The organism is Salinibacterium sp. M195, from assembly GCF_019443965.1.
GTDB lineage: Bacteria > Actinomycetota > Actinomycetes > Actinomycetales > Microbacteriaceae > Rhodoglobus.
The window spans coordinates 2087576-2112564 of sequence record NZ_CP040814.1 but is presented as its reverse complement, the minus strand read 5'-3'; the positions used below and the strand labels follow the sequence as shown (position 1 = coordinate 2112564).

Here is a 24989-nt window from a genome sequence, read left to right as displayed (position 1 = left end):
CGCATGAACGCGAACGTCAAGCTCTATTGGGTACTGACCGTATTCTTCATCATCCTCTCCGGGCTCTACACGGGCTGGTCACTTCTGGATCAGGCGCATCAGCGGGTCGAGTGGGCGGGCACGATTGCTCTGCTACTCAGCGGCCTACTCTGGGCACTGATTGCGTTCTACCTTTCCAAGGTTCACAGCTCGCAAGGCGCTGAACTCGCCGAGGACCGGGCTGACGCAAACATCGAAGATGGTGATGCTGAGCAGGGGCACTTCAGCCCCTGGAGCTGGTGGCCCATTGTTCTCGCCGCCGCCGCGTCACTCGTCTTTCTGGGTGTCGCGATCGGTGCGTGGATCGCATTTATAGGCCTCGGACTACTGATTGTTAGCCTCGTAGGGTGGACGTATGAGTACTACCGCGGATACTTCGCACATTAATTCTGTGCAGATTCGCCCGGCAACCTCTGCTGATGCGAACTCAGTCTTTGAGCTCCTCAAACAGCTCGGCACTGAGTATGCGCCAGACCGTGGTGCGTTCGACGCTAGTTTCGAACACGCCGTCGATGACAAGGCGACCACCCTTATGTTGGTCGCGGAACAATCTGACGTTGGTGTAGTCGGCTACGCCTTCGCAACAATTGCCCATCTGCTGCACACCAACGGATGTTCGGCGCAACTGCAGGAGCTCGTGGTCGACGGTACGGTGCAAAGCTCCGGCATCGGCACGCGCCTCGTGGAAGCCGTTGAGACAGTATGTCTCGAGCGCGGCGTGCGTCAGCTCACAGTTCCCAGTCGTGGCTCGGCGGATTTTTTTGAGCGAATCGGTTACCGCTCGACAGCGGACTTCCTCAAGCGAGTTTTTGAGTAGAGTCTCCCTGCGCTACTCAGCGCGCTGCCTGCTCGTCAGAAGCGTGAGCGGGTAGTAATTTCACGCCCGCGCCTGGCCGGATCTAAACAATAGATCTCGCGGCCGCCATGTTCCGTGCTGGTGTTGCCCGGCGGCGTCTGAGAGAGCTGCAGCGAAACGCCACGCCCTCGCTCAGCGTGGCCTTGGTGCAGGGCCACGGGCCCTGCGTTTCATCGAGCAGCCGGTTTACTGATCCGTGCGGGGCGTAGATGTGACCCGGTGAGCTGGGCACGATCGTGCGCTCGTGTGGCTTTTGAAGGTCGATGCTCTGTCGTTGAGCTCGTGCGGGGTTCGGTGACACCGTGCTGGTTGCCTCCTGATTATGTTCGGCGCCGCGAGCGTGCCTCACGATCCTGGAGACCGTTTCGCTCGCCACTGTTAAACGACGATAGGCCCTGACAGACAACGTCCATCAGGGCCTACCGGCAATTACTACGAAGATGAGCTAGTGATGCCCGTCCTTCGATTCTTCGATCTCGCGCTGAGACACCGGCTCGATACGGTCTTCGAAGAACCACCGTGAGACGGAAGCTCGCAAGCGCTGTCCACCGGTGATCTTGCCCTCAGCGTTCGGACGGATCATGAGCGGCTTGTAATCGGTGTAGTTCACCAATTCCCAGCGCTCGTACTCGTCGAGCTGCTCGTGGACTTCGATGTATTCGCCGTGCGGCAGTCGCACGATTCGGCCGGACTCATATCCGTGAAGGGCAATCTCGCGGTCCTTCTTCTGGAGTCCAAGGCAAATGCGCTTGGTCAAGAAGTACGCACCTATCGTTCCAAAGATGAGCAGGGCTTGGCAGGAATGGATCACGCCCTCAATAGACAACTTGAAGTGCGTAGCGATCAAGTCCGAGCTCGCGGCTGCCCACAGGACTGCGTAGAAGGTAACTCCAGCTGCACCAATTGCGGTGCGGGTCGGAGCGTTGCGAGGACGGTCGGCAATGTGGTGCTCGCGCTTGTCGCCGGTGATCCACGCCTCAATGAAGGGGTAGAAGGCCACGATGGCGATGAACAGTCCCAGAATCACCAACGGAACAATGATGTAGAACGACCACGTGAACCCGAACCATTCCGTTTCCCACCCTGGTGGCACAAGTCGGAGGGCGCCGTCAGCGAATCCGATATACCAGTCAGGCTGAGTACCTGCAGAAACAGGGGAGGGGTCGTAAGGGCCGTAGACCCAGACTGGGTTGATCGAGAATGTCGATGCGATCAACGTGATGACACCGAAGACGATGAAGAAGAATCCACCGGCCTTCGCAGCAAAGCCAGGCATAACTGGCGAGCCGACAACATTATCGTTGGTTCGCCCAGGACCAGCGAACTGGGTGTGCTTGTTAATCACGAGCAGCAGCATGTGAACACCGAGGGCCGCGATAATGATCGCCGGCAGCAGCATGATGTGCAGGATATACAGGCGGCTGACGATGTCGATGCCCGGGAACTCTCCGCCGAACAGCAGATACGAAATCCACGTTCCGATGACCGGGATTCCCTTGACCATTCCGTCGATGATGCGCAGACCGTTACCGGAAAGCAGGTCGTCGGGGAGCGAGTAGCCGGTAAAGCCTTCTGCCATCGCGAGGATGAACAAAACGAAGCCGATGAACCAGTTGATTTCACGGGGCTTACGGAATGCACCAGTGAAGTACACCCGAAGCATGTGAAGACCAATGGCTGCAACGAAGAGCAGCGCAGCCCAGTGGTGCACCTGGCGCATAAGCAGGCCGCCGCGGATGTCAAACGAGATGTCGAGCGTCGACGCCATTGCCGTCGACATTGCGATGCCCTTAAGCGGGGCGTAGGAACCGTCGTAGTGAACTTCGACCATCGATGCTTCGAAGAAGAACGTCAAGAACGTTCCCGAAAGCAGGATGACGATGAAGCTGTAGAGCGCGACCTCGCCGAGCATGAACGACCAGTGGTCGGGGAAGATCTTGCGACCTACCTCTTTGACGAGGCCCGAAATGCTGGTGCGCTCGTCAATGTAGTTCGCTGCAGCTCCGGTGAAACGCTGTCCGCGTGTCTTCGGCTGTGCGTCCTGGGTTGGTGTGGTTGTCATAGCTTGCGCTCCCAGAAGCTCGGTCCGATCGGCTCACGGAAATCGCTCTGTGCGATGAGGTAACCCTCTGAATCAACCGTGATCGGCAATTGTGGAAGTGGACGCTTCGCCGGGCCGAAAATAACGGCGGCTTCGCGCTTGATGTCGAACTGTGACTGGTGGCACGGGCACAGCAAGTGGTGAGTCTGTTGTTCGTAGAGTGCAACGGGGCATCCGACGTGCGTGCAGATCTTCGAATACGCGACGATGCCGTCGTAGTTCCAGTCTTCACGACCTTCGGATATTTCCAGCTCTTCCGGCTTAAGGCGCACGAGGAGTACAGCAGCTTTTGCCTTCTCTTCAATGCGGTGCTCGGAGTCATTGATGCCCTCCGGGATCACCTGGAAAGCAGATCCCAGGGTGAGGTCTGACGCCTTGATCGGGGTTCCGCTGGGGTCACGCGTGAGCCGCATGCCCTCTTCCCAGAACGTGTGCTTGAGAAGCGCGACGGGATCGTCAGCTGGCGCAAGGTCGCGGAAGAGAACGATGGCAGGCAACGGCGTAACAACGAGAGCACCGATCAGAGTGTTGCGCAGCAGTGTGCGACGCCCGAATCCGGATTCCTTGTTGCCGAGAGTGAATATCTCGATCGCTCTGGCGCGTGTTTCTTCTGTACCGCGAGTACTGTGACGCTGCTCTACGAGGTCGTGGCCCTCCATCAGAGCCTTCGCCCAATGGACGGCACCGATTCCGATGCCGAGCAGGCCGAGAGTGATACCGAAACCCAAGAACATCGTGTTGTTGCGCACCGATTGCATGTTGCCAGGCTCGATGGGGAAAACGAAGTACGCGACAATCGCGAGCACGCTTCCAATAATCGAAACAAAGAAGAATGCAGAAACGTGACGTTCCTGTTGCTTGTCAACCTTGGGGTCGAGATCCGTTACGCGTGGGCGGTACGGAGGAAACCCCGGGTTGGGTACTTCGTCGGTTGCGACGACAGCGGTGCCTGCATCGTGTGCAGGAGCGCTGTGCTGCGCGACGTCCTTACCCGCAGCCATGCTGCCGGCGGTATCGCCGTGGTCGTCTGCCATTCTTATCCCTTCAACCGTCCGCTGTGAAGCGGTCGCTAACTAGTTTGATTTAGCCGTGAGCCAGATCGTGATTGCCACGATCGCGCCGAGGCCGAAGATCCAGATGAACAGACCCTCAGATACCGGGCCGAGCGAACCGAGTGTGAACCCGCCAACGGATGGCGTCTCATCGAGGTACTTGAGGTACGTGATGACGTCGGCCTTTTCCTCGGGCGTGAGGTTGGTGTCGTTGAATACCGGCATGTTTTGGGGGCCAGTCAGCATCGCCTCGTAGGCGTGCTTGGCGCTAACACCGTCAAGCGACGGGGCGTACTTTCCTTCGGTGAGCGCTCCACCAGCACCGGCAACGTTGTGACACATAGCGCAGTTGATGCGGAATAGCTCCGCTCCGTTAGAAACGTCGTCGTTGCCCGTGAGGTACATGTCAGCGGGGATTGCGGGACCAGGTCCCTGCGCGGCTACGAACACCGAAAGCGCGTGGATCTGCTCATCGGTGAACTGCACTGGCTTCTGTTCTGCCTGAGGGCCTGTAATCGCTAGAGGCATCCGACCCGTGCCGACTTGGAAGTCAGTCGAGGCCGCGCCGACACCAACGAGTGTTGGGCCCTGCGTGCTTCCTTCAAGGTTCAGCCCGTGGCAGGTGGCACAGTTTGCCGCGAAGAGCTTTCCACCTTCTTCAACGAGTGCTTCAGCTGAGGCGCTCGTTTCGGCGGTAGCGCTAGCGGTGAAGAGCGCGTATGCGCCACCCGTTCCGACGAGACCGACGAGTAACAGGGCTACGGTCGCAAGAGGGTGGCGTCGACCGCCAAGTCGTGACTTGCGAGACGCGCGGACTGCCGATGAGGCCATTGCTTTATTTCCGTTTCTCATTTGAGCACGTAGATGATGAGGAAGAGACCGATCCACACTACGTCGACGAAGTGCCAGTAGTACGAAACAACGATTGCGGTCGTTGCCTCTTTGTGGCCGAACTTCTTGACAGCGAATCCGCGTCCAAGCACGAGCAGGAAGGCGATGAGGCCGCCGGCGACGTGAAGTCCGTGGAATCCAGTGGTGATGTAGAACGCTGAACCGTAGGAATCGCTCGACATGCTGACGTGCTCAGACACGAGTGTCGCGTATTCGAACACCTGCCCGGTTACGAAGACAGCGCCCATCGAGTAGGTGAGGAAGAACCATTCGGTCATGCCCCACTTGCGCATGTCGAAGAGCTTGCCAGTGCGGTGCACTTGCATACGCTCTGCGGCGAACACTCCGAACTGGCACGTGACCGACGACAGCACGAGGATGATCGTGATCGTGGTCGCAAACGGAACGTTAAGCTTTTCGGTCTGCTCGGCCCACAAACCCGGTGAGGTCGACTTCAGAGTGAAGTAGATAGCGAAGAGGCCGGCGAAGAACATCACCTCGCTTCCGAGCCAGACGATGGTACCGACCGCAACAATGTTCGGTCGTTGGACAGACTGGGCTCCGAGCGAGCGATTGAGGGCAGCTGTGGTCACTTGTCTATTATGGCGGATATCTCAGGCTTCGTTTTTCAATCTCCGGCCAGTCGCGCACCATCGGTAGGATTTCATTTATGTCGTTCACTGCAACTTGGCCCGAAATCCTCACTTCACTCGTCTCTGGGAACGATTTATCGATCAGTCAGGCCGAGTGGGCAATGAAGTCGGTAATGAGTGGCGAGGCGACATCTGCTCAGCTAGCGGCAATGCTGATCGCTCTTCGCATTAAGGGCGAAACTGTCGATGAAATCGTGGGATTTCGCGATGCTGCGCTGGCGGCTGCGATTCCGTTGCCGGTTGATCCTATGGCCCTCGACATCGTGGGAACCGGTGGTGATCCTTACGGTGCTGTCCTCAATATCTCTTCGGTGGCGTCGATTATTGCGGCGGCCGGGGATGTGCCGGTCATCAAGCACGGAAACCGGGCCGCGAGCAGCAAGAGCGGGGCATCCGATGTTCTGAGCGCTCTCGGAGTGAATCTTGATCTCACGCCTGAACGCGTTGCTGAAGTCTTGAAAGAAGTGGGCATCACCTTTGTGTACGCGGCGCTGTTTCATCCTGGCTTTGCCCACGCCGGACCGACCCGGCGCGAGCTGGCCATCCCCACGCTCTTCAACATTTTGGGTCCTCTCTGCAACCCCGCCCGGCCGCAAGCATCAGCGGTCGGCGTTGGTAGCCGGGAGCGGGTCAGTCTTCTTGTCGGCGTGTTTCAGACTCGTGGCGCGACCGCACTCGTCTACCGCGGTGATGACGGCATCGACAAACTGACGACCACAGGCCACAGCCACGTATGGGAAGTATCGCGAGGTTTCGTGACCGAACACGACCTTGATCCGCTTGAGCTTGGCATCCCGCGCGCACCAATCGAAGCGCTACTGGGCAAGGATCCCCAGTACAACGCTCAGGTTATTCGCTCGATTCTCGCTGGCGAGAAGTCGCCAGCACGTGATGTCGTGCTTCTGAACGCCGCCGCGGGTCTCGCCTCATTTGAACTCGCCAAAGACGCTGACCAAAGCCGCCGCCCTCTCGTGCAACGGCTCCGCGAACAGCTTGATCGTGCTGAAGATCTCGTTGATTCAGGGCGCGCGAGCGCGAAACTTGACGAGTGGGTTGCTGCCACCAACCGCTAGAAGCGCCTAGTCGGTGTCTTCATCGACCCAATCAAGAGTCTTCGTGATGGCCTTTTTCCAGTTGCGGATAAGCCGCTCACGCTCGGCGTCGTCCATCTGCGGTTCCCACCGCTGGCCCTCACTCCAGCGATCGCGCAATTCGTCGAGGCCACTCCAGTAGTCCACGGCGAGACCGGCAGCGTAGGCAGCACCGAGAGCTGTCGTCTCAGCAACTTCGGGTCGCACGACGGGCATGTTGAGGATGTCCGCCTGAAATTGCATGAGCGCGGAATTGGCGACCATGCCGCCGTCCACTCGCAGTTCCGTCATCGCGACATCGGCATCAGCATTGGCGGCTTCGATTACGTCACTGGTCTGGAACGCCGTTGCTTCGAGCGCCGCGCGAGCAATGTGACCCTTATTCGCGAAACGAGTGAGCCCGAGAATGGCTCCCCGAGCATCCGGACGCCAGTGGGGCGCGAAAAGACCCGAAAATGCGGGCACAAAGTAGACGCCACCATTGTCGTCGACCGAGGCGGCAAGTGTTTCGACTTCCTCGGAGCGAGAAATTATGCCGAGGTTGTCGCGCAACCATTGAATGAGCGAACCGGTCACGGCAATGGAACCTTCGATGGCGTAGCGGGGCGCATCATCACCAAGTTGATAGGCGAGGGTCGTGATGAGACCGTTTTCGGAGTGCACGATCTCGGTGCCCGTGTTCGTCAGCAAGAAGTTTCCTGTGCCGTAGGTATTCTTCGATTCACCGGCCTCGAATGCAGCCTGACCGAAAGTTGCCGCTTGCTGGTCACCGAGAATTCCCGCGACCGGTACCTCGCGCAGGAGGCTCGATGTCGAAACGGTGCCGTAGACCTCGGACGAGCTGCGGATGTCGGGCAAGAGTGACGCAGGAATGTTAAGTTCAGAGAGAATCTCCTCGCTCCACGTGCGCGTTTCGAGGTCCATGAGCAGCGTGCGGCTCGCGTTGGTGACATCGGTGGCGTGCACTCCGCCGTCTGGGCCGCCCGTGAGATTCCACAGCACCCACGTGTCGGGGGTTCCGAAGGCAAGTTCGCCAGCCTCGGCACGCTCGCGAACTCCGTCGACGTTGTCGAGCATCCACACAATTTTAGATGCCGAAAAGTACGTGGCGAGGGGGAGCCCGGTGATCTTCTTGAATTTTTCTGTATTGCCGTCAGCGATGCGGTCGATGATGGCCTGAGTTCGGGTGTCTTGCCACACGATGGCGTTGTAGACAGGCTCGCCGGTTGCTCGATCCCAGATGATGGCAGTTTCACGCTGGTTCGTGATGCCCACGGCGGCGATGCTGTGGCGGGTCACGTTCGCTTTGGAGAGCGCCTGTCCGATGACTTCACGTGTGTTGCTCCAAATCTCGGCGGGGTCGTGCTCGACCCAACCGGCCTTGGGGAAGATTTGGTCGTGTTCGAGTTGGCCTGACGTGACCGGCTTGCCATCGTGATCGAAGATGATCGCGCGGGTGCTTGTGGTTCCCTGATCAATCGAGAGTATGTAATCCACCGGTTCTCCTTGGTTTTCTCTACTTAGACGGCATCAACGTATAGCCACGCGCCGTTGTCACGCACAAATCTGCTGTTTTCGTGTTGCTGGTCTGCGCCGCCCTCGCTGCGATAGTGGGCTCGAAATTCCACCGTTCCCGCTGTGTCAAACATGCTGCCGCCCGTGCGCGAGACGATGTCGAGACGGTACCAGCGAACATCCGAATCGAGTTCGAGCGCTGCTGGTCGGGTAGAGGGATGCCATGTCTTCAGCAAGTAGGCGATGTCACCGATCGAATAGGCGCTGTAGCGCGAGCGCATCAGGCGTTCTGCGGTGGGGGCTAACGCCTCGCCGCGATGGAATCGGCCACAGCAATCGTCGTATATTTCGGACGATTGGCAGGGGCACGCATTCATCTACCCAGATTAGCTACTCTGGGCCGGCCCGGTGCGACGCGGGACCGCCAGAAGCGCGCGCCACTCGGGTTTCTATTCGGGGACGTCAGACATGTTCATCCAGACGAAATCGAGTCGGCGCCCATCGGGGTCACTCACGCCACGCGAGTACATGAAGCCGAGATCGATTGTGTCGCGTCGAGGCAGCGTACGTGCGCTAGGCGTACGTCGTCGAGACCAACTGGTCGATGATCCCGATTTCATAGTTCTGGATGGTGGCCATTCGTTCCGCAGTCGCACGCACTGTCGCGATAGCGGCATTCTCGCTTGCCATTTCTGCCATGTGCACGCCGCCAACATGGTGCGCGCGCATGAGAGTGAGAAAGAGCCGCCCCTGCGCGATGCCGGTAGCCATGGCCAGAGCGCTCATTTGGTCGTCGGTCGCGAGGCCCATCATCTCTGCGACTGGCACCTCCATGCCCATCCAGCCCATCACCATTTCGGGCGGGGCCGTGCTCTCGCCCCACACAGTGAGCCAGGTCTGCATCACACCACGCTCAAAAGACTGGTTCTGCAGGATGTCGGCGGCCAACGACTGCACAGAGTCTCCGTTGTCACGGCCAATAACCCGTTGGCACATCGCGAGTGCTTGCTCGTGGTGAAGCGCCATATCAGTGAAGAATCCGCTGTCGGTGTCGTTGGGCGTCTCCGTCGTTTCAGCGTAAACGTCCGCGTCTGTTGTGGTGCAGGCGGCGAGCGCCGTTCCCGCCACCGCGAGTGCGCTGAAAGTGAGAAAACTGCGGCGGGCTACGTTGGGCGCGCTGTCACGTTGGCGAGAGGAACCTGGCATCGCTAGCCGCCTGCTCCGGGCATTCCGCCCGCTCCGCCACCCGGGTTCGCGGCGTTATTGCCGCCAAGGGCGTCGTCGGCGACGTCACCGTAGTAACACCCCACGAAGTACGGGAAGGTGGTTGTGGAGTAATAACGGTATTGACCATCGCTGTCGATGCGACCGTTGCATTCGTCGAGATCTCCCGAGCCGGCGACGTAGCTGTGCGCAGCCCACGTGTCAGTAGCGAAGAGCGATTCGTCGGTGAGTTGCCAACTGCTTGTGAGCTGGACAGTCTCGCTGCACGCATCATCCGAGCACACAACTCCAGACATGATCGGGTAGCCGTCAGCAGCCCAGCCAACTACGAGCGACTCGCCGGCCGCGACCTCATCCGCGTCGTACAGACAATCGACGCCGTCGGCATAACCGAACCAGTGCAGATGAAAGTCCGTGGGACCGCTGTGGCTCCCACACTCAGAGAGCGCGCCGGCAAGTGACTGCACGTCACCGCCAGTTCCCTCCGTTGGACCGTAGATCGGTACACCGTTAACGGCGACGCCCAGGGCGCCGAGAAGGGGAACAGCGGTGGGTTCATCCGCCACTGTAGGGATGACGGGGATATTCATCGTGACTTCTGAGACCTTGGGCGAACCGGGTGTGGTGGCGATGTACACGTAGTCCGGGATGCTGTTGCTCGAGATTGTGAGGATGTCCCCGTCGCAGACAGCCGATAACTCGGGGTCGACTAGGTCGGGGTTCGCGCTCTCGACATCGCGCAGAGTTGCCGCCATGGCGTCGCAATCGCCATTGGATGCCGCATACGTCGCCGTTGTGGTGGTTTCCGTTGCGTCGGCCGTTGGGGTGCTGGTTTCGGTCGGTGTGGTCTCGGCGGCCGTGCATCCGGCTAGAGCTAACAGCAGCACACTGGTTGCTGCCGCGGTCATCACATGTCGTCTCATGGTCTCTCCTGATCGTTGTGAGAGCCATCGTCGCGACGATTGCTATGAAAGTTCTATGGAACTTCTGTGACTAGCTAGCGAGTCTTAGGAATCGAGCCATGTTCCTGAATAAACAGTGAAGAATCTCCCTCTTGGCGCGGGGTGAGCGTAGCGTTGACTATGACAAGCGAATTGGCGTTTGTTGTGAGCGTCGGCGCGGGCTCGCTAATTGGTAGGGGTCGCATGCGTTCAGCGAGGAGTTATTGTGCGTCTCTCATCTGCAGTCATGTTCGTGTCCGACCTCGACAGATCAATTGCGTTCTATTGTGACCTTCTTGGGCTTACCTGCTCTGTGCGGGACGAATCCGCAGCGCTCCTCGTCTGCGGGGAAGGTTATGAGCTCTATCTGCGCGGTAAGCACGCTCACCCGAGTCGAGTCTCGGGTGCTGTTGGTTTGCAGTACCTCATTTGGAGCGCAGACAGCGTGGAGGAGTTGCAGCGCTGCGAGGAAGTCCTCAGACGCCAGTCACGCCATGTGCGTCGAGAACATCTCGACGGTTTCGACGTTGTCGAAGGTCGAGACCCCGACCACTTGGCTGTGATGGTCGTCTTCCCTGGGCCTGATCAAGCTGCACGGCACGTGATCATTCCGCGAATCTATAGCTGGTAGAGATTTCGACGAGCGGCTACTCGTCAGGAGAGCCGAGCTACGTAGGCGGCCAAGTGCTGGCCAGTGAGCGTCGACTGAGCCGCGACGAGATCGGCTGGCGTGCCCTCAAAGACGATCGAGCCACCGCCGTGACCGGCGCCCGGACCGAGATCGATGATCCAGTCAGCGTGAGCCATGACTGCCTGATGGTGTTCGACGACGATCACGGACTTTCCCGAATCCACAAGGCGATCGAGGAGTCCGAGGAGGCGCTCGACGTCGGCTAGGTGCAGACCCGTGGTCGGTTCATCCAGAACGTAGATGTCACCCTTGTCTGCCATTTGGGTGGCGAGCTTGAGGCGTTGACGTTCCCCACCCGAGAGCGTGGGCAGCGGCTGCCCAAGACGCAAGTAGCCGAGCCCGACATCGACGAGTCGATCGAGGATGGCGTGGGCCGCGGGAGTGCGCGCCTCGCCTTCGCCGAAGAAGGTTTCGGCCTCGGCCACGGACATCCCGAGCACCTCGCTGATGTCGCGCCCACCGAGCTTGTACTCGAGCACCGAGGCCATGAAACGCTTGCCTTCGCAGACCTCACACGGGGTAGCGACAGTCGCCATGACCCCAAGGTCGGTGTAAATAACGCCCGCCCCGTTGCAGTTGGGGCAGGCACCTTCGGAGTTAGCGCTGAAGAGGGCTGGTTTGACGCCGTTGGCCTTAGCGAATGCCTTGCGAATCGGCTCGAGCAGCCCGGTGTACGTCGCGGGGTTGCTGCGGCGTGAACCCTTAATTGCCGCCTGATCGACGGACACAACGCCGTCTCGGGGCACCACAGATCCGTGGATGAGCGAACTCTTGCCAGACCCGGCCACTCCCGTCACGACCACCAGAGTGCCCAGCGGGATGTCGACATCCACATTCTTGAGATTGTGGGTGTCGGCGCCCCGAACTTCCATCACGGCGGTGGGGGAGCGCACCTCGTCTTTGACCGAGACCCGGTCGTCGATGTGGTGTCCCGTGACGGTGTCACTCTGGCGTAGCTCCTCGAAGCTGCCTTCGAAGCAGATTTGGCCACCTTCGGTGCCCGCAGCCGGCCCCAAATCGACAATGTGATCGGCAATCGAAATAGTTTCGGGCTTGTGCTCAACGACGAGAACCGTGTTGCCCTTGTCGCGCAGGCGAAACAGGAGTTCGTTCATCCGCTGAATATCGTGCGGGTGGAGCCCAATCGTCGGCTCATCGAAGACATACGTGATGTCGGTGAGTGACGAACTGAGGTGGCGGATCATTTTGGTGCGCTGGGCTTCACCGCCCGAGAGGGTTCCGGCCGGGCGATCGAGGGACAAATACCCGAGGCCGATCTCAACGAAGGAATCGAGCGTCTGCTGCAGCGCATCAAGCAGCGGAGCGACGGACGGTTCTTTGAGGCCGCGCACCCACTCGGCGAGGTCACTAATCTGCATGGTGCAGGCTTCCGCGATGTTGATGCCGGCGATCTTGGATGCTCGTGCGCCATCGTTGAGGCGGGTGCCACCGCAATCGGCGCAGGCCGTGAACGTGACGGCCCGATCGACGAAAGCGCGAATGTGCGGCTGCATTGCTTCACGGTCTTTCGACAGCATCGACTTCTGAATCTTGGGGATCAGCCCTTCGTAAGTCATGTTGATCGACTGCATCTTTACCTTGACTGGCTCTTTGTAGAGAAAGTCATGCAACTCGGTCTTGGTGTAGTTCTTGATGGGCTTGTCGGGGTCGAGGAAGCCTGACTCGGTAAAGATGCGCACCATCCAGCCGTCGGCGGTGTAGTTCGGGATGGTTAGCGCGCCTTCGGCGAGCGACTTGCTGTCGTCATAGAGCTGCGTGAGATCGATGTCATTCACGGTGCCGCGGCCTTCGCACGTGGAGCACATGCCGCCGGTGATGCTGAATTCGCGCCGTTCCTTGGTAGTGACGCCGGCCTTCTCGAAAGTGACTGCGCCTGCGCCCGAAATGGATGCCACGTTGAATGAGAAGGCTTGCGGCGAGCCGACGTGGGGCTGGCCAAGGCGGCTGAAGACGATACGGAGCATCGCGTTGGCGTCGGTGGCGGTGCCGACGGTCGAACGGGCGTTAGACCCCATGCGCTCTTGGTCGACGATGATTGCGGTCGTGAGTCCCTCGAGAACATCGACGTCGGGGCGGGCCAGCGACGGCATAAAGCCCTGCAGAAACGCGCTGTAGGTTTCGTTGATCATGCGCTGCGACTCTGCCGCAATCGTGCCGAAGACAAGTGAACTCTTGCCCGATCCCGAGATGCCCGTAAAGACCGTGAGGCGGCGTTTCGGGATGTCGAGACTTACATCGCTGAGGTTGTTCTCACGAGCGCCCCGCACCCGAATCACGTCGTGGGTATCCGCCGTGTGTGCACTGGGAGAGTCGAGGTTGCTCGTGCTGGCCATCGTGGGTGCCTCCCTGGTGGTGCGGATGTCACGGCTCTGCGAGATCGCGGATGCTAGTGACCATTATTGCGAGTTGCTGACGATCCGCGCGCGCGCGATCGAGTGGCGGTGAGACGATCGCACGACCACAACAACGAATACCGCCGTCGTCATCAGCGAGATGGCGAGACCAACAATGGTCGAGTCGCTCGCATTCACGTCGACGAGCCCCCACATGCCCAGCGCAAAAATGAGCACGTTGTTGACGATGTGCAGCGCAATCGCCGCCTCGAGGCCGCCGGTTCGCCACGAAAGCCATCCGGCGGCGACGGCGAAGACTCCGACGTCGATCATGCCCAGGAGTTCGTAGTCATGGCCAAGGATGAATAGCGGCACCGGGAGCGCGATCGCAAACGCAGGATGCTTCAGCCAAGTGCCAACAGTCTGCATGAGGTAGCCACGAAAGACGTACTCCTCCGCCGCGGCTTGAAAGGGCACGAGAAGCACGATGAGGATGAGCATGAGGGCGAGATTTGGATTGACGGGTGACACTACTAACGGCTGACCGCTCAGCGCGAGAATACCGAAGCTCGCGAGTAATCCGCCGCTGCAGACGATTGCTGCGATGCCAACGCAGCGCGCGAACCAAGTCCAGCGGAGACTGCCAGTCACCGATGACAACAATCCGGCGGGGCGTGTACCCACGAGAAGATTCGCGACCACCAAGACCGGAAGCAAGAGTATGAGCGAGAGCATGACGGCCGCGAACGTCACCGGGTCATTGAGGTCAATCACCTCTAGCGAGCTGACTGCTTCGTCGAACCATGCGCCGACATCCGCGAACACTAGCGACACAATCACCAAGGCCAACAGCGCCGACACGAAGAGAGCTAGATAGATTCCGCTGGCAACAAGGCCGACAAGGAACGGTCGCCACCAGCGGTAGTTCGGCGAGGCGCGGTTGAGGCGATGGAAAGCGTAGCTTGCCGTCTGCCGAGGGGCGGGGGTAGGGGTGTCCGCTGAAGAACTAGAAAGAATCACGCTCCACAGACTGCCCGATGAGCGGGGTAAGCACCATTGCCCTGAAGGGTAAGCATGCTTGGCCAACCGAACTAGGCGGATGTCGTCCTTTAGATCGATCTTCAGATGGAACGACGGCGTTAGCATTGGCCGGTGGCTTCCGAAATCTCCCCGCGTATACACAGCTCCCGAAGCGGAAACTTCGGCGGGCTTGTGTGGCGACTTGTCGTGGTCTTCTCCATTGGATTCGTCAGTTTTCTCGTGGTGTATAGCCAGATTCTTGACCTCGTGGATGCTGGTGATGCGGAGCCGCCGTGGTTTGTCCCGCGAATGGGAATCGACGTGATTCTCGGTATCGCGGCATTTCAGCTGTACCCGTTTCGTCGGCGGGCTCCAGTGGTCGTCGTTGGCGTGATTGTGCTTATTTCCGCCGTCTCAGTGTTGGCTTCCGGCGCGGCGTTGCTGGGGGTGATTTCGCTCGCGACGCGACGCAGATGGAGAGAAATGGCCCCTATTTCTCTGCTCTTCATCGGCGCTTCGGTCTTAGCCGAAGTCACTGTGCCGCCGGCCGATCCCCTCCCGCTGTGGCAGCTGCTCGCTTTCACGCTTGTGGTCACCGGGGTACTAATCGTGACGGGAATGTACATCGGTGGGCGCCGGGAGCTCTGGGCAGCAACTCTTGAGAAGGCAGCGAGCGCTGAACGCGAACTGCAGGCAAATCTTTCGGAGGCCCGGGCGAATGAGCGCGCTAGTATCGCTCGCGAGATGCACGATGTGCTGGCGCACCGTCTGTCGCTCGTTGCAGTGCAAGCGGGAGCTTTAGAGTATCGAACCGATCTTTCGGCGGAGCAGGTATCGGCAGCTGCTGGCGTGGTGCGTTCGAATGCTCATCTCGCGTTGACGGAGCTCCGCGAAGTTTTGGGGGTGCTTCAGGATGGCGGGAGCGCCACGACTCCTGGCTCAGTGCGCCCCCAGCCAACGCTGGCGAATGTTGATGAGCTCCTCGCGGAGTGCATCGACGCAGGAAGCAGTATTGACTTCGAAATCGATCACGCCACGAAACGTGACCTAGCGCTGCTCCCCGAATCACTCAGCCGGCATCTGTATCGATTGCTTCAGGAGAGCCTGACGAATGCACGCAAACACGCCACTAATCAGCCCATCGGCGTTCGAATTGGCGGCACGCGGGGCGAACGCGTCACTCTTCGCGTGAAGAATTCTTTGGCGAGCACCGTGTCGGACGCCCTGCCGGCGGTGCCGCCTTCGGGGCTCGGCCTAGCCGGGCTCGAAGAGCGCGTGCGGTTAGCGGGAGGCAAAGTAGTTGCAACGCGCAACGATGACAGCTTCACGGTGGAGGCGTGGTTGCCGTGGAAGATATAGTGCTTCGGAGCCGGGTGCTGCTCGTTGACGACGAATCTCTCGTGCGGGCAGGGCTGCGCATGATCCTCGAAGGCTCAGCCAGTCTGGAGGTCGTTGGAGAAGCGGCCAACGGACACGAGGCGATCGCCGCTGTTCGAAAGGTCAGCCCTGACGTTGTGCTGATGGACATTCGGATGCCAGTGATGGATGGACTTGCTGCCACCGAGCACCTGCTTGCCGAGCATCCGGAACTTAAAATCATCGTCCTCACGACCTTCGATACGGACGCGTTCGTTCTCAGTGCTCTGCGTCGAGGCGCTAGCGGCTTTCTCCTCAAAGACACGCGCCCTGCAGAACTTGTAGATGCCGTGGTTCAGGTTGCTTCAGGGCGAATTATGCTCTCGCCGTCAGTCACTAAGCAGCTAGTGGCCGCAGTCGGCACGCCCGCCGATACCGAGCGGCGGGCTGCTGCAGCCCGCAAGCTAGAGCGGCTAACGCCACGCGAAAACGAGATGGCAGCGGCGATAGCTCAGGGTCTCTCGAACGCTGAAATTGCCGAGAACTTCTATCTCAGTGTCTCCACCGTGAAAACGCACATTGCACGAATTCTCGACAAGCTCGCTGTCGACAACCGTGTTCAGATTGCGATTTGTGTTCATACCGCGAAGAGCTAGGTGTCTTCTTTTGCTCCGTCCGGTAGCGTGAGGATTGCTTCGATCAGCGGTTGATTGATCCCCGGCCCCACAGAGGAGTTCGTTTGATTGAGATTCGTCGCCTCTCAAAGAGTTTCGGCGCCAAGCGTGCTCTCGATGACCTGAGCTTCACCGCGGAGCCAGGACGCGTCACCGGCTTCCTAGGACCGAATGGCTCCGGCAAGACGACAACGATGCGCATTCTGCTCGGGCTCGAGACGGCGAGTTCGGGCGAAGCTCTTGTAGACGGCCAACCCTATCGGCGAATCAAAAATCCGCTTTTTCACGTTGGTGCATTGCTGGATGCTCGCAACGCTCATCCGGGGCGCTCAGGATTCGACCACCTGCGCGCGCTTGCTCTCACCCATGCGATCTCGAGTGAACGCGTTGAGTTTGTGCTCGAAGAAGTCGGGCTCAGTGGGGTTGCCTCGCGACGGGTTGGCGGATACTCGCTTGGAATGCGGCAACGGCTCGGCATTGCGGCGTCGATGCTGGGCAACCCTGAAGTCTTTGTGTTTGATGAACCCGTGAACGGCTTGGACCCCGACGGCGTGATGTGGTTTCGAGAACTCGTTCGAAACTTCGCGGCTGAGGGTCGCACCGTGTTGCTCTCGTCTCACCTCATTAGCGAGGTCGCGCTCACCGCCGATCACGTCGTTATTGTGGGCCGCGGAAAGGTGCTCGCTGACACGAAACTGTCGGAGCTCGCCCGACTCCAGGGTGCAGAACGGGTGCTCGTTCGCAGCTCGCGGGCAAGTGATCTCATCGCTCCGCTCATCGCGCTCGGGGCGCTCGTTGAGCGCGACGATGACACCCTCACGATTCAGGGCGCCTCTGCTGATGACGTGGGGCGACACGCTGCGCAGCTCAGCATCCCGCTCTCAGAACTTCGCACTCAGGTCGAGTCGCTGGAAGACACGTATCGGCGGCTCACTGACTCCAGCGTCGAATACCGGCAGGGCGCGTGAAAGTGAGCGTCGACACGGTGGCCCGCGCATCAGAAATAGCGGGGCCTCGTTGGGGTGCGTCGGCTCTGGTGCGGTCTGAAGCTCTGAAGTTGTGGTCTCTACGAGCACCCCGTGTCGTTGTGCTCTTCATGTTTCTTGTGCCCGTCGTTTTGGCAGTGATCCGGGTTCTCCCGGTTCCGCTATTCACCGACTCCGCGCCAGCACGGGATGCCGCACCGATACTGTTCGAATCGATAGCTTTGGGTGCGCTTCCGGTGGCATTCTTTGCCGCAATTCTGGGGATCATTTCGATGAGCTCGGAATACACGGATGATGTCCTCGCCGGCTCTCTGACGGCGGTGCCTCGCCGTTCTCTCTTGCTGCTGGCTAAAGCGATCCCTGCCACGGCGCTTGCCGGCGTGATCACAGTGGTCGGATCGTCTGCGGCCGCCTGGATCGCAGCAGTGACGCTCGAATCACGAGGGTATTTGACGGCACCGTGGGGGGACACTGTCGTCGTCATTCTCAGTGTTGCTGGTGGCGGTGCATTGTTTACCATTGTGGGGATCTCGGCTGCTGCGCTGGTGCGCACAGCCGTTACGGCGGTACTGATTGTTCTTGGCGTTGTGTTCCTGCTGCCGAGATTGCTGATGGTTGTGGCCGGTGATGTTGGGCTGCGAGTGGCGGGGTGGCTTCCGGCCGCCGCGCTGCAGGCGTTGACGACCCACCCGCCAGCGCAAGCCATCGCGCTCGACGGAACTGTGACATCCACTCTTTCCCCGGGGGAAGGTCTGATCGCGCTCGTTATTGTGGCGGTTATCTTGCTTGGTGTCTCGCTCTTAGTGTTTTTGCGGCGACGCGTGCATCGGGTGATTGCTTCTGGGGGCACGCGATGGGCCCATCCATCCCGGCGGCACGCGCGAAGGCGCCTGCCCGGAGCGACTTTCGGCGGCGTACTTCGCTCAGAAGCGCTCAAGGCTTTGACGATGCCGGCAGTGCGCTGGCTGCTCGCACTCAGTTGGGTTGTCAATGTCTGGTTGGCGTACCGATGGGCGGCGGCATCCACACCAGAGGAACACTTTCCTGCTCCCATGGTGCCGGGAGATCTCGAGTTGGTCACGTTCGACCAGACGTACTGGTCCATAACAGCAGGGCTTGCGCTGAGCCACTTCCTGATCGCTGGCGTTGGTGCCGTGATCATGACGTCTGATTTTTCGACAGGGAACATTCGCCCGGCGTTGGCTGCGGTGCCGAGTCGAGGTCGCTTAATCCTGGCGAAGGTCGTGGTGGCGGTGGGAGCATCTCTCGCGGTGGCGATCACATCCTTGGTAGTCGCGGCGCCGCTCGTGACAGAAACTTTGCAACGACAGGGTTACACACCATCGCTCTTTGCCCCCATTCTGTTTATCTCCATCGCGAAAGGGTGCATCGCCCTCGGTCTCACCGCTGCCATCGGCAGTGGACTGGGGATCCTCGTGCGATCAGCGGCGGGAACGCTGCTTACCGTGGCATCGGTCTTCTTTGTTTTTCCCTACCTTTTGGCGTGGCTGCAAGAACCGACAAAAGGCACACCGTTCGTCTGGTTCGCCAACATCTCGCAGCTATTTCCCGATCCCGTCGAGGCCGCGCACAGTCATGCCGCGAACGAGTACTACGTCGTGCTCGATGTTGAAAACCGACTGCATTTCTGGCCCGAACACGATATGCCGATGCTCGTGCTGTGGGCGGTCGGGACTGTGCTAATCGGGTGGCTGACCTTCCGTCGACGGGGTGTCTAAGCCTTGTAGCTAAGTCCTTTGCAGGGACCGGTTGACGATGACTCTAGAGGGCTGCCAGAAGCTCGTTCATGTAGTTAATTTCGCTTACCTGCACGGCGACCATTCGATCGGCGAGCGACGTCACAACATCGTTCGTCGACCGCTCGAGGAGTCCCTCAGCCATGTCGACGCCACCCGCGTGGTGCGCAATCATGAGCTCGAGAAACATCGAGTCAGCATCAGTGGTGCTCGCCCTGAACGCCTCCATCTGGTCGTAGGTCGCTAGTCCAGGCATGGTCATTGCGGTGATGGAGTCGGAATCCGAGGTGCCGTGCGAGTCGTGGTCGTCGGCATCCATCATCCAGGTCATCGCAGGCTCTTGAGACGCTTGAGGCAAGTTCCACATCGTCAACCACGCAAACATTTGACCAGCTTGCTGACCTTGCGCGGTCGCGATGTCGTACGCCAAGGTGCGTATAGCTTGGTTGTCGCTCTTTTCCAGAATGATCATTGACATGTCGACCGCCTGAAGGTGATGTGTCTGCATGTCGCGCGCAAACCCTGCTTCGGCGCTCGTCGTCAATGGATCCGAGGATTCAGCGGGCAAGAGTTTCTGCCCAGCGAGCAGGCCAAAGCCAACTAACAGCAGCGCCGCGACAGTCATTGCGCCTACGCGGAGCCACGGGCGAGCTGGCGAAACGCCGCCGTCGGCATCGGTCATGCGATGCGGCCGGGACCGTCGATACCGCCGGAGCATGAAGCCCCGAGTTCTGGTGCTTCGCCACCCTGCCAGAATTTGTCAACGAAGTCCTGCAGTCGCGGATCGTCTACCCCGTCGAGTTCAACTTGGTTTGCCCACGCAGAGATAATGACGGGGGACTGAAGGTCTGCAACCGGGGAGACTACCGAATATGTTGACGGGACAGCATCCTGCAGCGATTCGAGGTCAGCTCCCGAGACTTGCTCCGGGTTGTAAGTGACCCACACGGCGCCATGCTCGAGAGCGTGCACGGCGTTTTCGTTCTGAACAGGTTCGGTATAGACACCGCAGTTCAGCCAGGCCGAAGAGTGCTCACCACCTACAGGGGGGCTCTGCTCGTAATCGACTGCGTCCGCGACATGAGTGGCGACCAGATTCGGGTAATTCTGCACGCCGTCGATCTCGATAGCCTCGGGACTCGTTCGCGGAGTTCCGTTTGTCACGACCATCACAATGACGAGCGCGAGCACTCCGACTGCGGCAACGCTGCTGATGACGATCCCGATCATCCGGTGGCGCTTCTCTGTAGCCTGCTTCTTTTTCATTGCGGCGACTTTTGTGGCCCGGCGCGCATCGCGCTGCTGCTTAACAGTGAGGTCTTTGCCCGAGGGCGTGTTTGGGGAGACTTGAGAGTCGCGAGGTGACATTCAGGTGGTCCTGTCGTCGGGTGCGTGGGCAGGGAACAGATGTGCCTCTTAAGGCTATTGGGCCAATACTGTGAAAGCCCTCCACAGCAAAACACTCACCAGTCTCGGGAGTGGGGGAGCTCATGCGTAGCGAATATCCGGCCACCTTCACGTGGGTTTAGGCGTGCTCTGTGATCGCTCGCAACGCCAGCAGATGCTGCTGATACGCGCGATAGCCGGATGCCGTCGAGGTCACCCACGTGCGCGGACGATTGCCGACCGTTCCCTTGAGAACTTTTGCGTAGCCGGCATCCGCAAGATAGCTGATCGCTTTGCTGAGAGCTGAGTCTTCGACTTCGAGCAACGCTTTCAGCGTGGCAAAGTCGATCTCATTTCTGGGACCCAGCGCGGCCATGAGCGACAGCCTCACCGGAGTCGCGAACGCATCATTCAATTGATGACGGGGATGCTTCATGATCGTGCATCTCTGGGAGCCGGAAGCGCAGATGCCGCAAGCATGACGAGGAAGACGCCGATTCCTGCAGCTATCGATGCCGCGAGTGATGGCGACTCTGCCAGCGGAGCGAGTACGGCGAAAGCGAAGAGCGTGCTCGTGGTGATGCCGAACGCAGCCCACTGCATCCAGCCCCATTCGAAGCCAACGCGGGGCAGGACCCACGCGGATTCGTTCAGCACATACGTGAACGCGATGCCCGCGAGCGCCGCGATCATCACCAGTGCTGAGACGATCGGAATAGCGCCGAAGGAGATGAGCAGGCCCGCTACCGCTCCCATGATCGCCGTGTTCCAGCGCACGGGTGTGCTGAGCGGTTCGGGGCTGCGGCCCGCCGGGGTGCGTGAACGTGGCACCCGGATCAGTTGAGCTATGGCGGATGCGGCCAGGGGGACGAAGACGGCGAGGGCGACCAGCGCGATGAGCCAGCGCGAGTAGGGCACGTCAAACACGGACAGACCAGACAAAACGGCCATTCCGAAGAGCGCTAAGACCAAGGGAATCCACACTGCCCGCGCCGGCGCTCTTCGGATGCCGAACCGTTCACGTGCACCCGTGGTCATCGTGGTGAAAGCCAGTATTGGTAGGACAAGTAGCGATGTCTGCGAGAACTTGTCGGGGTTGCTGTCGCCGGCGGTTCCGATACCCGCGGAAAAGGCGAACAGAAACACGCCGACATAGCTCGCTACCATGAGAGCGCTCCAGAGGCTGAACCAAGCAAAGTCGCGGGACGGCCCCCGCTGATTCACCGAATCGCGCACTTCTTGGTGCTGTTGGAGGTGGCGAGAGGCTTCAATCGACGTGGGCTGTGGGGCGGAATCTGGAGCGGTGGGGGAGTTCGCGGAATCACTTTCCATCTGGAAAGTGTAACGTATCTGAGTTTTTCGCAAGTATTCGAAAGATCTTCGGTTGCAGTATTGACAATCGGTCACTTCAGTCTTGTATCATTCGGGTGACACAAGTTAAAGGAGCCGTCAATGTCGTACCTGCTGCTCGTCTTACAGTCTCCACTCATCCTGGCGACGATCGCTATCGTCATCTTTCTCATCGTGAGAAGGGGGAGAACCCCTGAGCACGTTGAGCCGGGACGCAGCGCGTTCATGCGTTCAGTTGCAGTCACAGGTTCCGTCGCGGTATTGATCGTGCATCTCGCGGTGCAGTTCTTTCCGTTACTCGACTTGGCGCAGCGTTACCTGTTGCCCAACTTGAGCGTCGATTTTAGCCCTGACCCGTGGGGGTATGCGTGGTGGAGCTATCCGCTGCCGTTGATCGTCGCGGTCGTGGTGCTGACTGTAGTCATGGTGCGGGTTGCACAAGAGTCTGTGACAGTCGAGGCGCCGGTGTTGTCATTGAAGCCGCGTGGGTGGGCTAGTTTCGCCAGTCGCAAAGAGCTCGCAAGCGCAGCCAGCGTTCTCGGTGCACTCGTGAGCGTCTCGCTATTTGCCGGAGTGCACTCGATCACCGACAGATTCGGACTGCATACGTTGGTCAGCTGGCCTCGGCCTATTGGTGCCACCGATGCTGCTTGGGATGAGTACGGAGCGAGCACTTTCTACGGCTGGGCTTATTCAGTGCCGGTCGTCATCCTCGCTGTGGTGCTTGCGGCGCAGCTGTGGTGGGTTTTGCACACCATCTCGGTTCGTCCGTTCGCAAGCCCGGCATCCGTCGATGCGGAAACTCGCGAACGCACGCGCGCATCTTCTGTACTGCTTCGACTTTTCACCGCCGCAGTATTGCTTCCGCTGGGCGGCGCTCTTCTCCTCATCGGTCAAACGGCGACGTTCTCCAGCGTGATTACCACCCTAGATTCCGCCGAATACTTCGTGTCTTTGGGCTATGCATCGTTTGCCCCTGCGATCGCTGTGGCCGGTGCGGTGCTGCAGGCGCTCGCGCTGCTGATGCTGGTGGCGGCTATGCGCGGCAAGCAGTCGCGCGTCTCCTCCTCGGAGTTGGTGCGCTCGTGACTGACGCCAACGAGATCTACGAGCAATTCCGCGGGATGATCGTGTCGGGTCAGGTCGGCAGCGGCGAACGGCTCCCTACGGTAAGACAGGTAGCGAACGACCTCGGGGTGGCCAACGGAACTGCTGCTAAGGCCTACAAGATGCTTGAAGCCGATGGACTCGTCTATTCGCGCACGGGCGCGGGCACCCGGGTATCGGAGGGCGCATCCGTGTTGCCTGGCGCGATCGTGTCACGAGTCCGTGAGCTGGTCTTCGAGGCGAAAGGGCAAGAGATTCGCGAAGAAGATGTCGTCACGGCGATCCGGCGAGCGTGGAGTTCCTGAGGGCCTAGCTAGCGAAGCTGACGCTCAGTGCTCGTGCGACGGCACGGGCGCTGGGTCTCCGACGTAGCATCCGACTGTAAAGGGAAACTCTCGAGTCGCACTGTAGTGATACATCTCTTGCTCAACACCGTCGAAGAGCACAGTGCTAGTGCGGCCGTGGCATTCGTCGAGATCGGCATTGGTCGGCAAGTTGCCGTTCGAGTCACGCTCAATGTAGATTCCGAAGCCATCCAGGGCGTACCCGACGAGGGTCGATCCGGTCTCCGGGGCGGCATCGCGGAGGCAGGACGGAACGTCGTGATAGTGGTAAAAGTCGCCGCCATCCGGATGCCCGTCACACCGGTCTTGGGTCTCGTGCGCGACCGCGTCTCCGCCAGAAGCATCCACCGCGTTGTAGAGGTAAACGCCGTTCTTGAGCACTCCAACGGCGCCCATCGCAACACAGCTTGGCTCGGATGCGATGGCGGGAGAGAGGGTGAGGGCGAGCTCAACAAGCTTCTCGTCAATCTCATTGGGGTTGCGGTCAAACTCTTTCACCGGGTCGGTGTCGGCGATGGGGAAGGCGCCCGTCATCTGCTCAGTCGGTAAATTCGCGGTCAGGATGGTGCGAGTGTCGTGGCCGACTTGTTCGTCGTAGTAGGCCTGGGGCCAGGAGAGCGCACCCTCGACGGTGGCCTTTGTCGTGGCATCCCACGTTCCAGCGTCGTAGTCGATCCACGGTCCGCCGTTCACCGGCCCGCGCCCGCTGAAGTCTGTCTTGCAGGAGTACAGATAGTCGACAGCGGGGGAGGTGGAGGTGCGGTCGTCGCCGAGCGGAATGGCTGTGGTGTCGATGACGCCAGACCAGGCATCCGGGATGTCGATCGCCGATGCTGCAGCGGTTGGCTCGGTACTCGGCGTCGCAGTTGCGGTCGCCGTGGAGTCGCCCTTGTCGGAACTACAGCCACTAAGTATGAGCATTGCGCCCAAGGAGAGCGCGACCGTCGTGCGCGAGGTCAATGAGCGAGTGAACATGGCGATTGCCTCCGAGCAGATCAGGGCTGCGCGGGGCGTGTCCGCGAGCGCCGCCGATCCTAGCGGATGGTTCTATGACGAGATCATAGGAAGAGCTGCGCCCTAAGTCACAAGATCATTCTTCGGGAAACTGAGCGACGGTAGTTCGCCAATCATCAGACTTTCCAGCGGACTGCTGAGAGTTGCGGGCTGGAGTTGCGGTGGCCTGGGAATGCTCGTCGAGCGAGTCAGGATCATTGCGCGCCGCGACGTGATCGATATCCAGTTCCCAAACCAAGGTCAACTTAAGAACGCTGTTCTCGTCAATCGTCCCGTCGTGTCGTTTACTTTTCTCGACCACTGTCAGCAACGCCTTGAGGTCGATCAGGGTTGTCATTGTGTTCTTCATCACTCTCCCGCGAAATAGATGAGGAGGTGCGCCCTGCACTGCTAGGCACACCTCCTCACACTGAAGTGTTTATACGCGTGACCCGCTACCGGAAACCCTGCGGATCAACCACGCAATCACGGCGAGGGCGGCGAGAACCAAACCAACCCAGAGCAGGAAATTCAAGGATTGGACGAGGCCGCCCGTAATGGCGAGAACTACGGCAACAACAATGACAATGATGAGGAGAAGATTCATG

Annotated in this window: 27 protein-coding genes; 10 read left to right on the top strand and 17 right to left on the bottom strand. The window is 59.7% G+C overall.

Translation table 11 applies throughout. The features are described from left to right. Window positions 1-3 precede the first annotated feature (3 nt). Window positions 4-426 (top strand): cytochrome c oxidase subunit 4, encoded by a 423-nt coding sequence (locus FFT87_RS10120; RefSeq protein ID WP_219948605.1) that lies wholly within the window; start codon window positions 4-6, stop codon window positions 424-426. Further along, the gene (locus FFT87_RS10115; RefSeq protein WP_255559370.1) at window positions 395-856 is read left to right on the top strand and encodes a GNAT family N-acetyltransferase; all 462 of its coding nucleotides are present in this window, start codon (window positions 395-397) and stop codon (window positions 854-856) included. Before FFT87_RS10120 ends, FFT87_RS10115 begins: the two co-directional genes overlap by 32 nt. A gap of 484 nt (window positions 857-1340) precedes the next feature. Here FFT87_RS10115 and FFT87_RS10110 read toward each other — a convergent pair whose 3' ends face one another. From FFT87_RS10110 to FFT87_RS10095, 4 genes are read right to left on the bottom strand one after another with little or no spacing between them, the layout of a single operon-like run. Further along, window positions 1341-2957 carry a ubiquinol-cytochrome c reductase cytochrome b subunit gene (locus FFT87_RS10110; RefSeq protein WP_219948604.1) on the bottom strand — a complete coding sequence of 539 codons (1617 nt, stop codon included), beginning with the start codon at window positions 2955-2957 and terminating at the stop codon, window positions 1341-1343. Beyond that, on the bottom strand, window positions 2954-4030 hold the full coding sequence (locus FFT87_RS10105) for a ubiquinol-cytochrome c reductase iron-sulfur subunit (RefSeq protein WP_219948603.1): 1077 nt from the start codon (window positions 4028-4030) through the stop codon (window positions 2954-2956). The genes FFT87_RS10110 and FFT87_RS10105 overlap by 4 nt, the downstream gene beginning before the upstream one ends. Before the next feature lie 39 nt (window positions 4031-4069). Then, complete coding sequence (locus FFT87_RS10100; RefSeq protein ID WP_219948602.1) at window positions 4070-4879, bottom strand: cytochrome c; 810 nt, start codon at window positions 4877-4879, stop codon at window positions 4070-4072. A 17-nt stretch (window positions 4880-4896) separates the two neighbouring features. Beyond that, a complete protein-coding gene (locus FFT87_RS10095) occupies window positions 4897-5532 on the bottom strand; it encodes a heme-copper oxidase subunit III (RefSeq protein ID WP_219948601.1) in 636 nt (211 codons plus the stop codon). 77 nt (window positions 5533-5609) lie between these two features. Between FFT87_RS10095 and trpD the strand changes: the two genes are divergently transcribed. Then, entirely contained in the window at window positions 5610-6665 is a 1056-nt protein-coding gene (gene trpD, locus FFT87_RS10090; RefSeq protein ID WP_219948600.1) for an anthranilate phosphoribosyltransferase, read from the top strand. A 6-nt stretch (window positions 6666-6671) separates the two neighbouring features. Here trpD and glpK read toward each other — a convergent pair whose 3' ends face one another. The 4 genes from glpK to FFT87_RS10070 form a co-directional block, all read right to left on the bottom strand. Continuing rightward, window positions 6672-8180 carry a glycerol kinase GlpK gene (gene glpK, locus FFT87_RS10085; RefSeq protein WP_219948599.1) on the bottom strand — a complete coding sequence of 503 codons (1509 nt, stop codon included), beginning with the start codon at window positions 8178-8180 and terminating at the stop codon, window positions 6672-6674. Between the two features lie 23 nt (window positions 8181-8203). After that, window positions 8204-8575 carry a YchJ family protein gene (locus tag FFT87_RS10080; RefSeq protein ID WP_219948598.1) on the bottom strand — a complete coding sequence of 124 codons (372 nt, stop codon included), beginning with the start codon at window positions 8573-8575 and terminating at the stop codon, window positions 8204-8206. Between the two features lie 196 nt (window positions 8576-8771). Further along, on the bottom strand, window positions 8772-9404 hold the full coding sequence (locus tag FFT87_RS10075; RefSeq protein WP_219948597.1) for a DUF305 domain-containing protein: 633 nt from the start codon (window positions 9402-9404) through the stop codon (window positions 8772-8774). A 2-nt stretch (window positions 9405-9406) separates the two neighbouring features. Next, window positions 9407-10345: a YHYH protein gene (locus FFT87_RS10070; RefSeq protein ID WP_255559310.1), complete on the bottom strand. Its 939-nt coding sequence runs from the start codon at window positions 10343-10345 to the stop codon at window positions 9407-9409. 244 nt (window positions 10346-10589) lie between these two features. Between FFT87_RS10070 and FFT87_RS10065 the strand changes: the two genes are divergently transcribed. Continuing rightward, window positions 10590-10994: a VOC family protein gene (locus tag FFT87_RS10065; protein WP_219948596.1), complete on the top strand. Its 405-nt coding sequence runs from the start codon at window positions 10590-10592 to the stop codon at window positions 10992-10994. A gap of 23 nt (window positions 10995-11017) precedes the next feature. On the opposite strand, the gene FFT87_RS10060 is transcribed toward FFT87_RS10065, so the two are convergent. After that, window positions 11018-13408 (bottom strand): excinuclease ABC subunit UvrA, encoded by a 2391-nt coding sequence (locus FFT87_RS10060; RefSeq protein ID WP_219948595.1) that lies wholly within the window; start codon window positions 13406-13408, stop codon window positions 11018-11020. A 63-nt stretch (window positions 13409-13471) separates the two neighbouring features. Continuing rightward, window positions 13472-14428: a CPBP family intramembrane glutamic endopeptidase gene (locus FFT87_RS10055; RefSeq protein ID WP_219948594.1), complete on the bottom strand. Its 957-nt coding sequence runs from the start codon at window positions 14426-14428 to the stop codon at window positions 13472-13474. Between the two features lie 132 nt (window positions 14429-14560). Here FFT87_RS10055 and FFT87_RS10050 point away from each other — a divergent pair, with 132 nt between their 5' ends. The 4 genes from FFT87_RS10050 (at window position 14561) to FFT87_RS10035 (ending at window position 19183) form a co-directional block, all read left to right on the top strand. Beyond that, window positions 14561-15787: a sensor histidine kinase gene (locus tag FFT87_RS10050; protein ID WP_219948593.1), complete on the top strand. Its 1227-nt coding sequence runs from the start codon at window positions 14561-14563 to the stop codon at window positions 15785-15787. Beyond that, window positions 15775-16440: a response regulator transcription factor gene (locus FFT87_RS10045; protein ID WP_255559284.1), complete on the top strand. Its 666-nt coding sequence runs from the start codon at window positions 15775-15777 to the stop codon at window positions 16438-16440. Before FFT87_RS10050 ends, FFT87_RS10045 begins: the two co-directional genes overlap by 13 nt. Window positions 16441-16523: 83 nt before the next feature. After that, entirely contained in the window at window positions 16524-17426 is a 903-nt protein-coding gene (locus FFT87_RS10040; RefSeq protein ID WP_219948592.1) for an ABC transporter ATP-binding protein, read from the top strand. Between the two features lie 17 nt (window positions 17427-17443). Continuing rightward, a complete protein-coding gene (locus FFT87_RS10035; protein ID WP_219948591.1) occupies window positions 17444-19183 on the top strand; it encodes an ABC transporter permease in 1740 nt (579 codons plus the stop codon). Window positions 19184-19226: 43 nt separating this feature from the next. Here FFT87_RS10035 and FFT87_RS10030 read toward each other — a convergent pair whose 3' ends face one another. The 4 genes from FFT87_RS10030 to FFT87_RS10015 all read right to left on the bottom strand — a co-directional run bounded on the left by FFT87_RS10030 (window position 19227) and on the right by FFT87_RS10015 (window position 21919). Next, entirely contained in the window at window positions 19227-19883 is a 657-nt protein-coding gene (locus FFT87_RS10030; protein WP_219948590.1) for a DUF305 domain-containing protein, read from the bottom strand. Next, window positions 19880-20569 (bottom strand): DUF3105 domain-containing protein, encoded by a 690-nt coding sequence (locus FFT87_RS10025; RefSeq protein ID WP_219948589.1) that lies wholly within the window; start codon window positions 20567-20569, stop codon window positions 19880-19882. Before FFT87_RS10025 ends, FFT87_RS10030 begins: the two co-directional genes overlap by 4 nt. A gap of 157 nt (window positions 20570-20726) precedes the next feature. Then, window positions 20727-21023 (bottom strand): transcriptional regulator, encoded by a 297-nt coding sequence (locus FFT87_RS10020; protein WP_219948588.1) that lies wholly within the window; start codon window positions 21021-21023, stop codon window positions 20727-20729. After that, on the bottom strand, window positions 21020-21919 hold the full coding sequence (locus FFT87_RS10015) for a hypothetical protein (protein ID WP_219948587.1): 900 nt from the start codon (window positions 21917-21919) through the stop codon (window positions 21020-21022). The genes FFT87_RS10020 and FFT87_RS10015 overlap by 4 nt, the downstream gene beginning before the upstream one ends. A gap of 120 nt (window positions 21920-22039) precedes the next feature. Here FFT87_RS10015 and FFT87_RS10010 point away from each other — a divergent pair, with 120 nt between their 5' ends. Continuing rightward, entirely contained in the window at window positions 22040-23026 is a 987-nt protein-coding gene (locus FFT87_RS10010; protein ID WP_219948586.1) for a hypothetical protein, read from the top strand. Then, on the top strand, window positions 23023-23349 hold the full coding sequence (locus FFT87_RS10005) for a GntR family transcriptional regulator (protein ID WP_255559277.1): 327 nt from the start codon (window positions 23023-23025) through the stop codon (window positions 23347-23349). The genes FFT87_RS10010 and FFT87_RS10005 overlap by 4 nt, the downstream gene beginning before the upstream one ends. A gap of 24 nt (window positions 23350-23373) precedes the next feature. Here the strand turns inward: FFT87_RS10005 and FFT87_RS10000 are convergent, their stop codons facing one another. From FFT87_RS10000 to FFT87_RS09990, 3 genes are all read right to left on the bottom strand, one after another. Next, window positions 23374-24363 carry a YHYH protein gene (locus tag FFT87_RS10000; RefSeq protein ID WP_219948585.1) on the bottom strand — a complete coding sequence of 330 codons (990 nt, stop codon included), beginning with the start codon at window positions 24361-24363 and terminating at the stop codon, window positions 23374-23376. Between the two features lie 115 nt (window positions 24364-24478). Beyond that, a complete protein-coding gene (locus FFT87_RS09995; RefSeq protein ID WP_219948584.1) occupies window positions 24479-24739 on the bottom strand; it encodes a hypothetical protein in 261 nt (86 codons plus the stop codon). Window positions 24740-24820: 81 nt separating this feature from the next. Then, the gene (locus tag FFT87_RS09990) at window positions 24821-24988 is read right to left on the bottom strand and encodes a hypothetical protein (RefSeq protein WP_219948583.1); all 168 of its coding nucleotides are present in this window, start codon (window positions 24986-24988) and stop codon (window positions 24821-24823) included. Between the last annotated feature and the right edge of the window lies 1 nt (window position 24989).

Coding starts and splice junctions, on each gene's coding strand:
- FFT87_RS10105 (WP_219948603.1), bottom strand. CDS start 4,030: ATGGCAGACGACCACGGCGATACCGCCGGCAGCATGGCTGCGGGTAAG.
- FFT87_RS10015 (WP_219948587.1), bottom strand. CDS start 21,919: ATGGAAAGTGATTCCGCGAACTCCCCCACCGCTCCAGATTCCGCCCCA.
- FFT87_RS10070 (WP_255559310.1), bottom strand. CDS start 10,345: ATGAGACGACATGTGATGACCGCGGCAGCAACCAGTGTGCTGCTGTTA.
- FFT87_RS10030 (WP_219948590.1), bottom strand. CDS start 19,883: ATGACCGATGCCGACGGCGGCGTTTCGCCAGCTCGCCCGTGGCTCCGC.
- trpD (WP_219948600.1), top strand. CDS start 5,610: ATGTCGTTCACTGCAACTTGGCCCGAAATCCTCACTTCACTCGTCTCT.
- FFT87_RS10000 (WP_219948585.1), bottom strand. CDS start 24,363: ATGTTCACTCGCTCATTGACCTCGCGCACGACGGTCGCGCTCTCCTTG.
- FFT87_RS10110 (WP_219948604.1), bottom strand. CDS start 2,957: ATGACAACCACACCAACCCAGGACGCACAGCCGAAGACACGCGGACAG.
- FFT87_RS10100 (WP_219948602.1), bottom strand. CDS start 4,879: ATGGCCTCATCGGCAGTCCGCGCGTCTCGCAAGTCACGACTTGGCGGT.
- FFT87_RS09995 (WP_219948584.1), bottom strand. CDS start 24,739: ATGACAACCCTGATCGACCTCAAGGCGTTGCTGACAGTGGTCGAGAAA.
- FFT87_RS10080 (WP_219948598.1), bottom strand. CDS start 8,575: ATGAATGCGTGCCCCTGCCAATCGTCCGAAATATACGACGATTGCTGT.
- FFT87_RS09990 (WP_219948583.1), bottom strand. CDS start 24,988: ATGAATCTTCTCCTCATCATTGTCATTGTTGTTGCCGTAGTTCTCGCC.
- FFT87_RS10010 (WP_219948586.1), top strand. CDS start 22,040: ATGTCGTACCTGCTGCTCGTCTTACAGTCTCCACTCATCCTGGCGACG.
- FFT87_RS10060 (WP_219948595.1), bottom strand. CDS start 13,408: ATGGCCAGCACGAGCAACCTCGACTCTCCCAGTGCACACACGGCGGAT.
- FFT87_RS10115 (WP_255559370.1), top strand. CDS start 395: ATGAGTACTACCGCGGATACTTCGCACATTAATTCTGTGCAGATTCGC.
- FFT87_RS10120 (WP_219948605.1), top strand. CDS start 4: ATGAACGCGAACGTCAAGCTCTATTGGGTACTGACCGTATTCTTCATC.
- FFT87_RS10025 (WP_219948589.1), bottom strand. CDS start 20,569: ATGTCACCTCGCGACTCTCAAGTCTCCCCAAACACGCCCTCGGGCAAA.
- FFT87_RS10020 (WP_219948588.1), bottom strand. CDS start 21,023: ATGAAGCATCCCCGTCATCAATTGAATGATGCGTTCGCGACTCCGGTG.
- FFT87_RS10075 (WP_219948597.1), bottom strand. CDS start 9,404: ATGCCAGGTTCCTCTCGCCAACGTGACAGCGCGCCCAACGTAGCCCGC.